The sequence below is a fragment of the Gammaproteobacteria bacterium genome, from assembly GCA_022450155.1.
Taxonomy (GTDB): Bacteria; Pseudomonadota; Gammaproteobacteria; order Arenicellales; family UBA868; genus REDSEA-S09-B13.
The window spans coordinates 1-14650 of record JAKUQR010000009.1 but is presented as its reverse complement, the minus strand read 5'-3'; the positions used below and the strand labels follow the sequence as shown (position 1 = coordinate 14650).

15 protein-coding genes are annotated in these 14650 nt (G+C 55.8%); 11 read left to right on the top strand and 4 right to left on the bottom strand.

Translation table 11 applies throughout. The features are described from left to right. Window position 1 precedes the first annotated feature (1 nt). Together MK323_06745 and MK323_06740 are read right to left on the bottom strand one after the other, a co-directional pair. Entirely contained in the window at window positions 2–1318 is a 1317-nt protein-coding gene (locus MK323_06745) for an ABC transporter substrate-binding protein (protein ID MCH2481857.1), read from the bottom strand. A gap of 124 nt (window positions 1319–1442) precedes the next feature. After that, window positions 1443–1850, bottom strand: coding sequence for a Rid family hydrolase (locus MK323_06740; GenBank protein ID MCH2481856.1), 408 nt, complete (start codon window positions 1848–1850; stop codon window positions 1443–1445). Window positions 1851–1917: 67 nt separating this feature from the next. On the opposite strand from MK323_06740, the gene MK323_06735 reads away from it, so the two are divergent. The 4 genes from MK323_06735 to MK323_06720 all read left to right on the top strand — a co-directional run bounded on the left by MK323_06735 (window position 1918) and on the right by MK323_06720 (window position 5745). After that, a complete protein-coding gene (locus MK323_06735) occupies window positions 1918–2583 on the top strand; it encodes a GntR family transcriptional regulator (GenBank protein ID MCH2481855.1) in 666 nt (221 codons plus the stop codon). A 119-nt stretch (window positions 2584–2702) separates the two neighbouring features. Then, a complete protein-coding gene (locus MK323_06730) occupies window positions 2703–3650 on the top strand; it encodes a glutamine amidotransferase (GenBank protein MCH2481854.1) in 948 nt (315 codons plus the stop codon). Beyond that, on the top strand, window positions 3647–4339 hold the full coding sequence (locus MK323_06725; protein ID MCH2481853.1) for a protein glxC: 693 nt from the start codon (window positions 3647–3649) through the stop codon (window positions 4337–4339). Before MK323_06730 ends, MK323_06725 begins: the two co-directional genes overlap by 4 nt. Next, window positions 4324–5745, top strand: coding sequence for an FMN-binding glutamate synthase family protein (locus MK323_06720; GenBank protein MCH2481852.1), 1422 nt, complete (start codon window positions 4324–4326; stop codon window positions 5743–5745). The genes MK323_06725 and MK323_06720 overlap by 16 nt, the downstream gene beginning before the upstream one ends. 23 nt (window positions 5746–5768) lie before the next feature. On the opposite strand, the gene MK323_06715 is transcribed toward MK323_06720, so the two are convergent. Then, entirely contained in the window at window positions 5769–6938 is a 1170-nt protein-coding gene (locus MK323_06715) for an FAD-dependent oxidoreductase (GenBank protein ID MCH2481851.1), read from the bottom strand. 95 nt (window positions 6939–7033) lie between these two features. Between MK323_06715 and MK323_06710 the strand changes: the two genes are divergently transcribed. The 7 genes from MK323_06710 to MK323_06680 all read left to right on the top strand — a co-directional run bounded on the left by MK323_06710 (window position 7034) and on the right by MK323_06680 (window position 13425). After that, window positions 7034–8329: a glutamine synthetase family protein gene (locus tag MK323_06710; protein ID MCH2481850.1), complete on the top strand. Its 1296-nt coding sequence runs from the start codon at window positions 7034–7036 to the stop codon at window positions 8327–8329. Continuing rightward, complete coding sequence (locus MK323_06705) at window positions 8329–8625, top strand: EutN/CcmL family microcompartment protein (protein ID MCH2481849.1); 297 nt, start codon at window positions 8329–8331, stop codon at window positions 8623–8625. Before MK323_06710 ends, MK323_06705 begins: the two co-directional genes overlap by 1 nt. A gap of 13 nt (window positions 8626–8638) precedes the next feature. Beyond that, window positions 8639–8935, top strand: a complete 297-nt coding sequence (locus MK323_06700) for a BMC domain-containing protein (GenBank protein MCH2481848.1) — start codon at window positions 8639–8641, stop codon at window positions 8933–8935. A gap of 84 nt (window positions 8936–9019) precedes the next feature. Then, window positions 9020–10207: a hypothetical protein gene (locus MK323_06695; protein ID MCH2481847.1), complete on the top strand. Its 1188-nt coding sequence runs from the start codon at window positions 9020–9022 to the stop codon at window positions 10205–10207. Continuing rightward, window positions 10207–11577, top strand: coding sequence for an aldehyde dehydrogenase family protein (locus MK323_06690; protein MCH2481846.1), 1371 nt, complete (start codon window positions 10207–10209; stop codon window positions 11575–11577). The genes MK323_06695 and MK323_06690 overlap by 1 nt, the downstream gene beginning before the upstream one ends. After that, window positions 11540–12223 (top strand): BMC domain-containing protein, encoded by a 684-nt coding sequence (locus MK323_06685; GenBank protein ID MCH2481845.1) that lies wholly within the window; start codon window positions 11540–11542, stop codon window positions 12221–12223. The genes MK323_06690 and MK323_06685 overlap by 38 nt, the downstream gene beginning before the upstream one ends. Beyond that, window positions 12220–13425 carry a malate dehydrogenase gene (locus MK323_06680; protein MCH2481844.1) on the top strand — a complete coding sequence of 402 codons (1206 nt, stop codon included), beginning with the start codon at window positions 12220–12222 and terminating at the stop codon, window positions 13423–13425. The genes MK323_06685 and MK323_06680 overlap by 4 nt, the downstream gene beginning before the upstream one ends. 15 nt (window positions 13426–13440) lie before the next feature. On the opposite strand, the gene MK323_06675 is transcribed toward MK323_06680, so the two are convergent. Continuing rightward, window positions 13441–14199 (bottom strand): gamma-glutamyl-gamma-aminobutyrate hydrolase family protein, encoded by a 759-nt coding sequence (locus MK323_06675; GenBank protein ID MCH2481843.1) that lies wholly within the window; start codon window positions 14197–14199, stop codon window positions 13441–13443. Window positions 14200–14650 lie beyond the last annotated feature (451 nt).

Sequence of the window (14650 nt, the reverse complement as noted above, 5' to 3'; positions counted from 1 at the left end):
TTCACTGCTTAATCCAGGACGGCACAGTAAATTCGCCCGTCTTGTATTTTTCGGGATAGACAACTGCTGTCGTTCCGTCTTCGTACCACTGTATGACGACCATGGACGGCGCACCGTCATCCAGCGGCTGGGTGATATCGAACTTGATGTTGTGGGTGTATTCCCGCTGGGTTCTCGGTTCAATCTCACCGGGCTTCCAGAAAGCGTAACGCAGCCACAACTTGCCGTCCTTGTAGATCTTCAGGTCTTCATTTTCCATCTCGGTGACCCACGCGTCAAGCGGCGCGAAACCCCCGGCACGTTCTGCGGCATTGAACGCGTTGTAGATCCCGTAATAGGCATTGAACCCGTTGAAGTGGGGAAAGATCGGACGACTGTTACCGTACTTGGCTTCATACTTGTCCACGAATGCCTGGGTCCGGTCGTCCATAGCAAAACCCACCGACGGAATTGGGCTCAGGGTAGACGTGCCGCCGCCCATCTGGCCGGTGTCGTTCCAGAAGTCCTTGCCAAAGGCCGCGACGTTGATGCCGGTCATCGGCACTGGCACCTGCAGCTTGACGTACTGCGACGAGGGTACCTGACTTCTGACCGAAGAGATCAGGTAGATGAAATCAGGTTTCGACTTTACCGCTTTGTTGAAAATCGGCGAAAAATCGACCGTGTTGGTGTCATAGACGATGTGATCAATAATCTTGATCCCAGCTTCAGGGGCCAGCATCTGATCAACCAACTCAAACACACCACCGCCAAATGCCGTGTCTTCCTGCATCACGACGGTGGTCTTCCACCCCATCTTGTCAGCCAGGATGTCTTTACCAAAGTCAACGTACAGCGTTGCCAACGCGAAATCGTTGGCGACATTCATGAAGTACATCTTGTACTTGTCGTATTCATTGACCACCATGTCGATGATGCCGACGTACGACGTCCACGTATCCAGCGTGGGGATTCGGTACTCGGCCATGCGCGGGAGCCAGCCCAGGGACACATCATCAATACTGCCGGAGATGATGAATTCAACCTTCTCCGTCTCGGCCAGGTACTCGTAGGCCTTGATGCCCTCGATCACGTCCTCGCGGGTATCGGCTTTGACCAGCTTGATCGGTCGGCCGCCCAGGACCCCACCGGCGGCGTTGAGTTCCTCGATGGCAATTTCTGCACCGCGGATCGTGCTTTTACCCGTATCGGTATCGAATGAACCGATGTAGCCGATGATGACTGGGTCTTTTGCAGCCTGTGCGGACAGACCTGTGAGCATACCCGCGGCCATCAATAGACTCGCCACCCAAGTCATAATAAATCGTTGAATTTTCATTTTAATCCTCCTGCAGATTCGTAACGAATAGCTGCACTTTTAGTCGATGTATACTGAATACAGACCGAACAAGTATCCCACAACCGTATTCGTTGTCAATTCAGTTGAATTGCTAAAACTATCTTCAGGCACCGTCGAGCGTTATCTGCCCATTCACATCATGAATTATGGCATCTACTTCAATTTCCACCATCATGCCGGGCGTGGTCAATCCGGCTTCAATCGCGGTACTGACGGGCTCGATGCCTGCAAAAATCTCCCCGTGTGCCCGAACAAAGCCGCCGGCATCTTTCATGTCGGTGAGATAGGCCCGGGTTCTCACCACATGCTTAATCTCAGCACCGACACGAGCCAGTGCATCGGTGATCCGCTCAAACGCGTAAATCGTCTGGGCATAGGTATCTCCTGGGGCGTGCAGTTTGCCACTGGGTTCAATAGCTGTTGTGCCGGCTACAAAGACGAACGGGCCAATACGTTTAGCCCGGACGTAGGAACCGATCTTCTCAAACCGGCCGCCGCCTGAGGCTGACATGATCACCATAATCTCGTCAGTCTAACGCAATCTAAAATACTGAGACACGCTACCGAGAATCGTCACGATGTTCACTCGACTTGCCCAAAAACGAACCCGACTGGCTGATAACGTCTATGAACAGATCCTCTCTGCGATTCTGTCGGGTGAGATAATGCCCGGTGAGCGCCTGATTCAGGAAACCATCGCCAGTCAGATCGATGTCAGCCGTACCCCGGTCCGAGAGGCTTTTTTGCGGCTTGAACGCGAAGGCGTGCTGGAGGCTGCGGGACGCGGCGGCTTTCAGATCCGCAACATTACCGAACAGGAGATAAAAGATCTGTACCTCGCCCGAGAGGCCGTCGAAGGATTCGCAGCCAAACTCCTAGCCGGAGCGCTTTCCCAAGAACAAGCACAGAACATTGAAGCAGCGGTCAGATCTGAGATGGAATTGAAATCCATCCGCAAAGAAGAACACTTTCACGCCAATCGAAAGATCCATCGAACTATCGTCGCCCAAACCGGTAATGGGATACTGCTCGACATGTTTGACAGCATCTGGAATAGGGGCATTTCTATCCGCAGCTTTGCGGCTTACCCGATACCAGACAATCAAGGCAAAAGAGAACAGCACCTGTTATTGCTTGACCAAATTAAGACGGGGAACGTAGACGAGGCAGTGAACGCCATGGTGGCACACATCCGCGAGGGCCTGCATAACCATGTTCGTTGGCTTCATGAGGAAAGACACTGAGCACGAGCCGGACTGGCAGCGTTCAGGCTGTACCCGTTGTTTGACGGCATCTCTATGATCCACATTAGGCAGGGCCTATAATCAGTGTATTCAGTATACAAAGCAGCGAGGGCAGCATAATGTGTGGTATAGCAGGCAGAATTCTGGCTGAACCCGGTCGGGTTGGCGCAGACCTCGTCAAGCTGATGCACGCCCAGCGCCACCGTGGTGCGGATTCAACCGGCTTTGCGCTTTACGGCAAACCCCTTGAGACCGGTTATATTGTGCGGGCGATAACTGCCCGACGACAGAATCTGTCGGCAGATCTTGAATTTTTTCTCGGCCTTCTGCGTGAGCACGGCAGCGACTTTTTGAGCGACCCAACCCATGACGAGGCTGATTCAGATCATGTGTCTGTGCGCATGGAGATTCGTGAGCCCACGTCTGTCACAGATTGGGTGCATCAGATCGACGAATATTCTGATCGAATTGAAGTGCAGTCTGTCGGCCGGGCTCTGGAAATTGTAAAGGACCTCGGCGGTGCCGCAGAGGTCGCGGAAAAACACAACATCCGTGATTTCATTGGTTCACACGGACTGGGCCATGCTCGGATGGCGACGGAATCGGATGTGTCACCGACTGCCAGCCATCCATTCTGGGCCCGACCTTTTCCCGATGTCGCCATTGTTCACAACGGCCAGATTACCGATTACTACACCTGGCGGGCACGACTGGAACGAAAAGGCTACCGTTTCATGACTGAAAACGACAGTGAGCTGCTGGCGGTATGGATATCCGACCGTATGAGCCAAGGCGAGACCCAGGCTGATGCATTGAAGCGTTCGCTGACGGAGATCGATGGCTGCTTCACCTTTCTGTACAGCAACCACGACCGGCTGGGATTCGCAAAAGATCGTTGGGCCATTAAGCCGCTGGTGGCGGTAGACAGCAACGGTACACTCTCGATCGCAACCGAAGAGCAAGCTGTACGAACAATTCACCTTGACGAAGTCGAAGTGGTCAACTTTGACGGTCCCAGCCTGACGCAGACCTGGCAGACTCACTCATCGCTGGACCGTGCAGCATGAACGGACACGAAGTTCGGGTTGCCAACCGACCGCTACGCGAGTGCAACCAGGCGATTCGGGCTGGAATCGAATCCGGCCAGCCCGTCACCGTGACTGATACCCGTTCCCGCCATAATCTAGGCATCGGCCTGCCTGCTGGTGCAGAGGTTCATTTCGAGGGCAGTGTCGGGTACTACTGTGGCGGTCTCAACAACGGCGCCCACATCACGGTATCGCACAACGCCGGCTGGGCCGCGGGAGAGGCCATGGCCAGCGGCGAAATCACGATAAACGGCTATGCCGGTATGAGCCTCGGGGCCTCGATGCGCGGTGGTCTGATTCACGTCAAAGGGGATGCCGGCCCTCGCTGTGGTATCTCCATGAAAGGCGGCGACATTATTGTCGAAGGCACGATCGGCTATCTGTCGGGGTTTATGGCACACGCCGGCCGCATCATCGCGCTGGGTGGCGCCGACGAGGCGTGTGCTGATTCCCTCTGGGGCGGTGAAGTCTGGATCGCAGGCCCCATTGCGTCTTTGGGTGTGGATTCAAAAATCGCGCAACCGACTGACGATGAAATTGAACAAATCGAGGGTCTGCTCGCCAGCAGGGGCCTGGATAACGGCAGCCGCTCTTGGCAGAAAATCGTATCGGCGCAGCGGCTATGGCACTTTGAAAGTCGAGATGCAAGCGCATGGCTGATGATCTGAAAACACCCTATAGCTATCCGTTTGCGACACCCGCAGAAGACGCTGTCGCAATGACAGACGGCGCCGATGCTAACCGGCCAGCCGGTGTCCCTTCGTCTTATGAAAAAGGTGGTTCTGTCCGTTGGACACCCCAATCTATCTCCGAGGTGCATGCACTGTCTCGCCTGGGCCGTTACCAAATCCGAGGCTTTAATACCTTCAACCACCGGATGCCCACGTTCGATGACCTGACATTCGTACCGGCCACCATGACCCGCCTGCCGCTTGAGGGTTACCGGGAAAGCTGTGACACGCGCACCGTTTTGGGCAATCGTCCCGGTCTGGTTGAAAAACCGATTGAACTGGACATTCCTATTTACATTGCATCCATGTCGTTCGGTGCGCTGTCCGCGCCGGCGAAGGCTGCACTGGGATACGGCGCATCCAAAGTTGGCAGTATGACGTGCACCGGCGAAGGGGGCATGCTGGAAGAAGAGCGACAAGCCTCCAGCACACTGGTCTACCAAATGACCCCGTCGCGCTACATGCTCGACCTCGAGCATCTGCGCATGGCGGATGGGATTGAGCTGGTCGTGGGGCAGGGGGCCAAACCCGGCACCGGCGGTGTGCTGCTGGGGATGAAAGTCTCAGACAGAGTGGCCGCGATGCGTTCTCTGCCTGAAGGTGTTGATCAGCGGTCCACCGTCCGCCACCCGGATTTTCTAGGCGCCGACGACATGCAGGTCAAAATCGAGGAACTGCGCGAGGCAACCAATTACCAGGTGCCGATTTTTCTCAAGATGGGCGCTACCCGGCCACGTTACGATGTTGCCATCGCAGCCAAAGCCGGGGTGGACGTCATCGTCGTCGATGGTGCTGAAGGCGGCACCGGGGCGTCCCCAGAACTGCTACTCGACCATACCGGCATACCGCTTATTTCTGCGATTCGCGCTGCGCGTGAGGCACTGGATGACTGCGGCAAGACTGACGAAGTCTCACTGGTCGCGGCCGGCGGCATCCGTTCCGGCACGGACGTTGCCAAATGCCTCGCACTGGGCGCCGATGCGGTAATGATCGGTACAGCCGGTCTCGTCGCCCTGGGCTGTAATTCACCCCGCTACTTTGATGACTATGCGGCGCTGGGCACCGCACCGGGTCGATGTCACCACTGCCATACCGGTCTATGTCCAGTTGGCGTGGCAACACAGGACCCTGAGTTGGAAAAACGCGTGGACGTTCCAGCTGCATCCGAACGTGTGGCGCGATTCCTGACAGCGATGACCATGGAAGTCTCGCTGCTGGCTAAAGCCTGCGGTAAATCCAATGTCCACAACCTTGAAGTGGAAGACCTCAGAGCTATGTCACTGGAAGCATCAGCCTTCACTGGCGTCAAGCTCGCCGGTATTGACCGACCCTACAGCTGGTAGGAAAACGTACCGAAACGATGTGGCTAACGTCCCGAAGGCGATTCGCTCATCGGCATCGAAGTCCGCGGGCCGATCTTGAACCGCGGCGCTGTTCCCCACTCCTGTAAACCAACCCCGGCAACATAATCTCCAAGCATCGGGCCGTGTTTAAACAGGTGGCCTGAACACCCGCCGACGATCAGCACGTTGCTGTGCCGAGGGTGGAAATCTATGATGAAGTGCGTGTCCGGCGTCATCGAGATATGACAAGCTTTCTGGTCGATCACAATTTCATGTGCAAGGCGTGGAAACCGGTAAGCCCAGTACTGCCGTGACCGGGCAATAGCCGACTGGTCGACCACCCGATCCTCATCATCCAGATCAATATCTGTGGCATGCCAGGCGATTGCAGCCTTAACCCCCCAGCCGTAGACCGACGGGACTCCGTAAGCCCCATACCCATGATCCACAAAACAGGGCATCTGATCAGCGTCAAATGACCGATCACCATCAGGTGTCGACGTGTAAACAATATCCTGTCGGATCACCTTCAGCATGGCACCTAAGGTCTGGCGAAACAGGTATGCAAGCCACGACCCACAACACATAACCACCAGATCAGCGGGCAGCGGTTTTCCATCCAAAATCGGTGTCTCGGTTTCGTCTGTGATCACGCGACCCCTGCGAAACTGACCCCCTTCACGCAGGAACTGCTTAAAAGTTTCAGTAACCGCACGATGGGCTAGCACCATACCGGCTTCAGGCTCCCATAACCCGAAAGCCACTTTGCGAAAATCAAACTGCGGAAATCGTACCGGTAATTCATCAGGCCCGACACGCACATAGGGAACACCCAGTTTGTCGAACGTGGGCATGGTGACCTCTTCCCAGGTGCTGTGACCTTCTTCGGCCAGAATCAGCGCACCGCACTCGATGTAGAGTTCTGTGTTGAGCTCCTGTTCCAGCTCCATCCAGCGCAGCCGCGCTTCACGCACCCAGCGGGTGTACATCTCATCACTGCCATGAATAGCGCGCAGAATCCGGTTGTAGTCGGAAGATGATGCGCGCGAATGACCGGGCTCCCAGCGATCGACCAGCATCACGCTGCAGCCTCGTCGTCGGAGGTAGCGGGCGGTCATTACACCAGCAATTCCCGCACCAACTACCACAGCATGTGTAGACGTGGGCACTGTCAACTCACCATTGCTCGGCATTGATGAATACAGTATACAATTAGTCTGGTTGTACTCACGTGCAAATCTGAATTTAATGCGTAAGCTTAGGGACTCAAACTTGGAGATTCACGCACATGGGCCAGGCACATAAACCGCTTCCAGAGGGTGTCCATACCGTGGTGCTCGGAATGGGTGACTTGAACGGGTTGTTAAGGGGTAAACGCATCCCGGCGGAAAACTGGGCCAATATCTGTGAGTCCGGAATGGCGATGTCGAACGCCACCTTTGCCATCGATATGACCTGCGATGTGTGGGACACCCCCTATACGAATTGGGACACTGGCTACCCGGACATGTATGTCATGCCCATTGGTGAGGTCCACCCGATCCCCTGGGAAGAGGGCGTCGTCTATTCGTTCGCCGAAGTCGTAGGCGCAGATCATCAACCACTCGCGATAGACCCGCGGGCTGCGCTTGTGAGAGTTTTACAAAAAGCTGCTGACATGGAGTATGAGGTGCGTATCGGTACTGAACTTGAGTTCTACCTGCTGGACAAAGAAACTTTGAAACCCAGAGATCGCGGTATCCAGGTTTATGGTCTGCCCAGGGCAGCTGAGCTCGAACATGTGTTGGGACCGATTCGCCGTCATTTGACCGCAGTCGGTATACCCATCGAGCAGTCCAACCCGGAATACGCGGCTGGTCAGGTTGAAGTCAACATTCGATACGACGAAGCACTGACTGCTGCGGACCGCGTGGTCACGTTCAGAGGGCTTGTCAAAGAATTGGGAAACACGCACGGGTACCATGCAACGTTCATGTCCAAACCCTTTTTCGCCGAGTCCGGTAATGGGTTCCACGTTCATCACTCATTGTGGCGAGACGGCAAAAACCAGATGGCTGACAATGGCGCACTGTCAAAGCTTGGACGCCACTACCTGGCTGGTCTGCAAAAACACATGGTGGAAATGTCCATGGTGTCTGCCACAACACCGAACGCCTACCGCCGCCGCCAACCCTACTCTTTCTGCCCGATAAACAACGCTTGGGGGGTCGATAACCGAACGGTTGGACTGCGTGTCATCCTGGGCAACGACAGCGCAGTCCGGGTAGAAAAACGGGACGGTTCGGCAGATTGCAATCCCTATCTCTTACTGGCGCTGGAAATCGCTGCCGGTCTTGCTGGGATAGAGAACGAGCTCGAACCGACGGCTGAAACCACAGGCAACGCATATGAGGAACAAGAACATCAACCCATACCGACTGACCTTGCAACGGCTGTGGCACTCGCCCGCGAATCTAGTCTCATGGCCGAGGTACTGGGGGCGGATTTACTCGAGATCCTGATTCAGCAGTCGGAACGGGAAATAGAGTTCATCGCCAACCAGGTCACGCCCGTTGAAATTGAGCGGTACTTGGAAAATTTCTGATGAAAATCGCCCGAGTCATCGGTTCAGTAACCGGTACTATCAAAGACGACCGCCTGGTGGGCCAAAAACTGCTACTTGTGGACATTGTAGATGCCAGTGGGGCCGTACTGAACCCGAGCCAGGTGATTACTGATACCTGTGGTGCCGGAGTTGGTGATATGGTCTTACTGGCGTCGGGTTCGGCAGCTCGAATATCATCAGAAACCAGCGGCGTTCCGACTGACGAAACAGCTGTTATGCTGGTAGACGCAATTACTGTAAACAATCAACTGACTTACCAGGTAAATTCTGACTAACGAGGACTACACCATGGCAGAAAAATTGGGTCCGGGGCATGTCGCCCTGGGGATGATTGAAACCCGGGGCGTTGTCCCGGCAATAGAAGCAGCGGACGCAATGGTCAAGGCTGCAAATGTCACCATCATAGGCCACGTCAAGGCAGGTGGCGGCCTGGTTTCAGTGCTGGTCAGAGGCGAGGTCGGTGCAGTCAAAGCTGCGACCGATGCCGGTGCCGTTGCAGCCAACAAGGTGGGGGAACTGGTTGCTGTCCATGTAATCCCGAGGCCAGACGCGGAAATCGAAGGCCTGCTGCCGTCGCTGGGCTGAGCGACGCAGTTCGCACCGCCCGTTCAAGACTCTGACTGACCTGCCAACCGGTCAATCCTGAGCGGGGCAGGTCGTACCGCTTTTATGAGTACCACAGAGATCCAGCAAGTCGTTGGGGCTTTCGCTACGACGCCCGCGGTTACACCCGCCGATGAGCATCCTTTGAACAGGATCACCGTACTCGGCGCGAATGCAGAGGGGTGTACGCTGGCTTGTCTGTGTCTGGCTGCCGGCTGCGACGTCACCCTGTTCTCCGCCTATGCCCGGGATCTGGACCCCCTCAGGCAACGCGGTGCAATTACCATTCGTGGCAGCGGTCCGGTCGGGACGTATCAGATAAATCAGTCCGAGGTACCGTCCATCACGCTGTCATCCAGCCTGGATGACGCCGTTCTCGGCGCCGATGCCATCTTTGTCACCGGTCCGGTTCTCAAGCAGCGTACCTACGCCATGGTGTTGGGTGGACATCTGAACGACGGTCAGGTGGTCGTGATTGCGCCGGCCCGAACTCTTGGGGCGGTTGAAACCGCTTGGTACCTCAGGGTGGGCGGTAATTCTGCTGCCATATCAATTATCGAGCTTCAGTCTCTACCTTTCTGGGTCGATGACCGTGGCGGGACGCTCTATCTGACCGAAACAGGACCAGTCACCACAGCGGTGTTGCCCAGTGGAAACACGGGTGTCCTGCGCACAATGGCCGCACTGATACCCGATCTGGTGCCCGTCGCCAGCGTACTTCATTCCGGTTTTGGCGATGCCAGCGGCCTGGTCGAAGTCGTGGGCTTGACACTGGGCGGTCTGGCCCTACAAGACGGCCAAACGCCGCTGCCTGCCGGCGCAGAACCCCTGGTCGAACGACGCGTTTTCCGGACTCTTCTCGGTGAGCGGCACAGTCGCATCGTGACAAAACTGGCGGATGAACGACGTGCAGTTGCTGCACGTTGGGGGGTACGTAATCTGCCCTCGACCGACGAGTGGCTGGATCGTTTCGCCGGTACGATGACTGGCACGATGGTCCGCCCAGTACCTCAGCCAAATCAGGCGGATCATCTGATCCGCTGTGCGACAATGGGCTCGCTGGTGCCGCTGCAATCGGCAGCACAGTTGGCGGGATTGCCTGTACCGGCAACGTCCGCAATGATCGAACTCGCCCACCAGAGCATTGGCGGTGACCTGCTCCATGCCGGACGCCGGCTCGATAACATGGGCTTCGTCGATACAGACTTAGATAGCATACGAACACAGCTGGACGCAATGACGGTGGCTACTTAATGGACGCTGACTTACTGTCAATCTACGAAGCCCGGCGCGCGGCTGAGTTGGCCTGGGAAGCTTTTCGCAAATTTCGCGGTACTGATGTCTCGTTGATTGATGAGATGGTTCAAACCGTGTCATCGGCCATAGAGCCCGAATGTGCACGTCTGGGGTTGTTGGCTGCAGAGGAAACTGGTTACGGAAATGCCGAAGACAAGCGGCTCAAAAACCTCTTTAACTGCCTGACGGTCGCGGACTGGCTGCGCAATGTGCGCACGCTGGGCGTTCTATGGCAGGACGATGTCACAAAAATTGTTGCTGTGGGCGAACCGATGGGTGTGGTTGCCGCGCTCATTCCGGTGACCAACCCAACTTCGACGATCATTTATAAAGTATTGTCCGCAATCAAAGCCGGCAACGCCATCGTCTGCGCGCCCCATCCTCGCGGGGTACAGTGCGGGCTGGAAACAATCCGCATCATGGCACAAGCTGCTGAACAGATGGGCGCACCCCGCGGCCTGATTCAATGCCTACCACACGTGACGCAGGAAGGCACTGCTGAACTGATGCGACATCGACGCACTTCTGTGGTCATGGCAACCGGCGGCAGTGCTATGGTGCGCGCCGCCTATTCATCCGGCAAACCGACGCTCGCGGTGGGGCCCGGTAACGTTCCTGTCTATGTTCACAGTTCCAAAGCCCATGAACTCGATGAAATTGCTGAGCAGATTATGGTGTCTAAATCTTTTGACTACGGCACTGCCTGTGTATCCGAACAGTCGGTGATCGCTGACCAGGGCATTGCTCAACAGTTGCGCTATGAGATCAAGTCCAGAGGGGGGTATTTCTGTACTGTGGAAGAATCGGCACGACTGGCCGACGTGATATTTACGGAGGAATTATCCATTCGCATTGGCAGCGTTGGTCAGTCAGCCCATCGCCTTGCACAACTCGCCGATATCACATTGCCCCCAAATACGCGGGTGCTGCTGTCAGAACAGACCGAAATCGGTCGCCACATACCGCTGTCTATGGAGAAACTTAATCCAGTACTTGCCTGGTACGAAGCACGTGATGTCGCCAGCGGCTACGACCTGTGTCGGCAGGTCGTTGAGTTGGGCGGCTGGGGACATACTGCGGTGACTTATTGTGACGATCCAGATACCGTGGCCCAGTTTGGTCAGTTACCGGTGGGGCGATTGCTGGTCAATACACCCGCCATTACCGGAGGCATGGGATTTTCCACCGATCTGGAACCGAGCTTCATGCTGGGCACTGGCACAGCATCCGGCTCAATCGTCTCGGACAATGTGACCGCCCTGCATCTGATCAACATCAAACGCATCGCTTATGAATCGCGCCCATGGCGAGATATTTACGATCTCTAGGACCTATACGATGAATCCAGACCTTACTATTCGTGCACTGATACAGATCGACAGGCTGCAACCTAAATTTGCAGCCTACACCGGCGCCACTGTTCAAGGTTCGATCCCACTGGCCGGAGACACGGTGTTGATCGGCGAACTGGCACCAGGCAACGAAGTCTTCAGGCTCGTGGACAAAGCACTCAAAGCTTCCAGTGTTGAGGCAACTTCACAAATCGTGGAACGCGAGTTCGGCTTTTTCATTTTGCGCTCGCCGAACAATTCGGAGGTCAGCGCAGCACGCGATGCCATTTTGAGCGAACTGGGCATGTCCATGAGTCAACGCCTTAAACCTCAGGTTGAATCAACCCAGATCATCACTTCGGTCGAACCTTATCAGGCTCAACTTCTGAACAAGTGGTCCAGCGGATCACTGGTGGTGCCGGGTCAAACACTTGGTATCATTGAGTGCGCACCAGCGGCTTATATCTCGATCGCCGCCAATGAAGCAGAAAAAGCGGCGGAGATTGACATCGTACAAGTGCAAGCACTGGGTCGATACGGCCGATTTTTCATGTCGGGCAGTGAGGCTTCGGTACAGACCGCACTGGAGGCGGCAACCACAGCCATCGATTTGGTCGAGGGCATCGAAACGGCGCCGCAATGACCCGAAGCCCGCGTGTCATCGGCGCAGAACAGATCGCTGACGCCCGTCAGCGCGGTCGACAGGTTTTGGAAATTCTGCCAGGTGACATCGTCACCCAACTGGCACGAGAATCTGCCGAAAGCGCCCGCATCACACTCGTCGATGGCCCGCTAGTAAAACCGGCCATCCCACAGACTGATGGCGCAATCACCCTCCAGCGCAGCCTATATCGAAGGAGTCCCAAGTGGATTGCACCCAAACCCAGGCAGGGCAGAACACCCGGCACGATTTCTCGTCTTGCTCTGATCGGAGCCGGTGGCGTTGGCCTGAATATTGCACATCTCGTGGCGAATCGCGGCATCGCAAACGAAGTTACCCTGATTGATGTCGCGCCCGGTGTGGCCGAAGCGACCGCGTTAGACCTTAACCACGCGTCCGGAATTACCCGCAGTGGTGCACACGTTCAAGGCGGCACCGACTTCAGTCTGATTGCCGAAGCTCAGGTGGTCGTCATCACGGCAGGTCGTCCGAGAAGCCCTGGCATGAGTCGTGCCGACCTGATGACGATCAATCGCCGAATTATTCAGTCAATCTCCGAATCCATCCGCACCCATGCACCGAATTCAATCGTGATCGTTGTCACCAACCCGTTAGATGAAATGACCATGACCGTTCTAGAGGCTACCGGCTTTCCGCATCACCGAGTGCTGGGCATGGCGGGCACATTGGACTCCAGCCGTTTCCGGTGGTCGCTGGCGCAAAAGGCGGGTGTGCCAGTAACTGATGTCGAGGCCGTGACGCTGGGCAGTCATGGGGGCGACATGGTGCCGATAGTGTCAACCGCATTGATTCGTAATAAGCCCGTAACGACAGTCCTGTCAGACGATGACATTCGGGACTGTGTCGAAACTACCGTGCATGGCGGTGAATCGGTCGTGGCATTGCGTAAGACAGGTTCTGCGACACTAGCGCCCGCCCACGCGGTCTGTGAGCTCCTGGATGCCATTCGCGGCGCCAGGCCCGGTGCATTGCCCGTATCGGTCATGTTGAACGGAGCGTATGGTATCCACGATGTTGTACTGGGTGTGCCTTGCGTGCTGGATAGTAGCGGTCTGCGAGAAATTTTTGAGCTGCACATCACTGAGGAGGAACAAGCACTGCTTGAAGCTGCAGCTGAATCTGTACGCAGCAGACTTGGTCAGGCAGCAAACACAAACATCTGACCGGCCCCAGTGGCGTTAGATTGCCCCAGACATCCGCTGGCGACAGGCTGTGCCAAAAGCTCTGAAAATCGCAAGATAGAACGGATTCTCAGCCACTTTCCATTCCGGGTGCCATTGAACCGCCAGGCTGAAAGCGGCTGAACCCTGCACTGATAAAGCCTCGATCAAACCGTCGGGTGCAGTTGCTTCTACCACCAACCCTGCGCCCAACTTTGCCACGCCCTGGGTATGCAGTGAATTGACTGACACGTCTGTTGTACCGGCCAAGCTCGCCAGCAGCCCCGTGTCTGTCAGTTCCAGTTTGTGCGTCGGCGCGTACTGTTCATCCAGTGGCCGCGTGCTGTCCTCGCGATGCCTGATCAGGCCCTCGACCTGATCGAGTTGCGGGTGCAACGTACCGCCATACGCCACATTCACCTCCTGACACCCCCGGCAAATGGCCAGCAACGGTATAGCACGCTCCACCGCTCGTCGCAGCAGCTTAAGTGTGGTTGCATCACGGTGGGGGTCGTGGGGTGGCACACTGTTGTTGCCCCCGTAGTGCTGTGGTTCTATGTTGGACGGACTACCTGTCAGTAGCAGGCCATCTACCCGACCCAGTAACTCTTCGATATCAAGCCGCCTGCCGAGCGGCGGAATCATCATCGCCATAGCATCGGCACCGTCAACAACGCCATCGATGTATTTCTCACCCACGACATTGAATGGATGAGGGTCGATCTGCTTGCGGCAGGCCGAAACACCAATCAGCGGTTTTCGTTTTGTGCCACTCATGCCGACCCTAGATTGCTGTCCAATATCATGTAAGCGTTTGTAGTTGCTCGCCTTTGTCTGCCTCGTAAGAGAATCACAATCTACAGCACCAACATGAAGCGCGCAAATCTATTGACAGAATTGCTGTGGCAAATTGTGGCATAGGTGTGGCGGCATCGACCCCTACCCGACCCCCTTTTTATTTTCTTGCGTAATATTATGTTGTACCCACGCAGCGGTGGGAGATTTGGGGTTTTGAGTTATGTCCGGTATAGAGGGGAGTAAAAAATTAAAGGTGGTGGAGCAATGGTCTAATATGAGCCATTGTATGGATGTGTAATCCCTCTGGTGAAGGGTACTGCTGGGGAGCAGTATGCAGGGTTGCTTATGCTCTGTGGGCTTGGGTAAGACCCGTAAAGGCTCATTGCATATCCATTTCCATCACCCTCTATTCCGAACATCCGACTAAAAC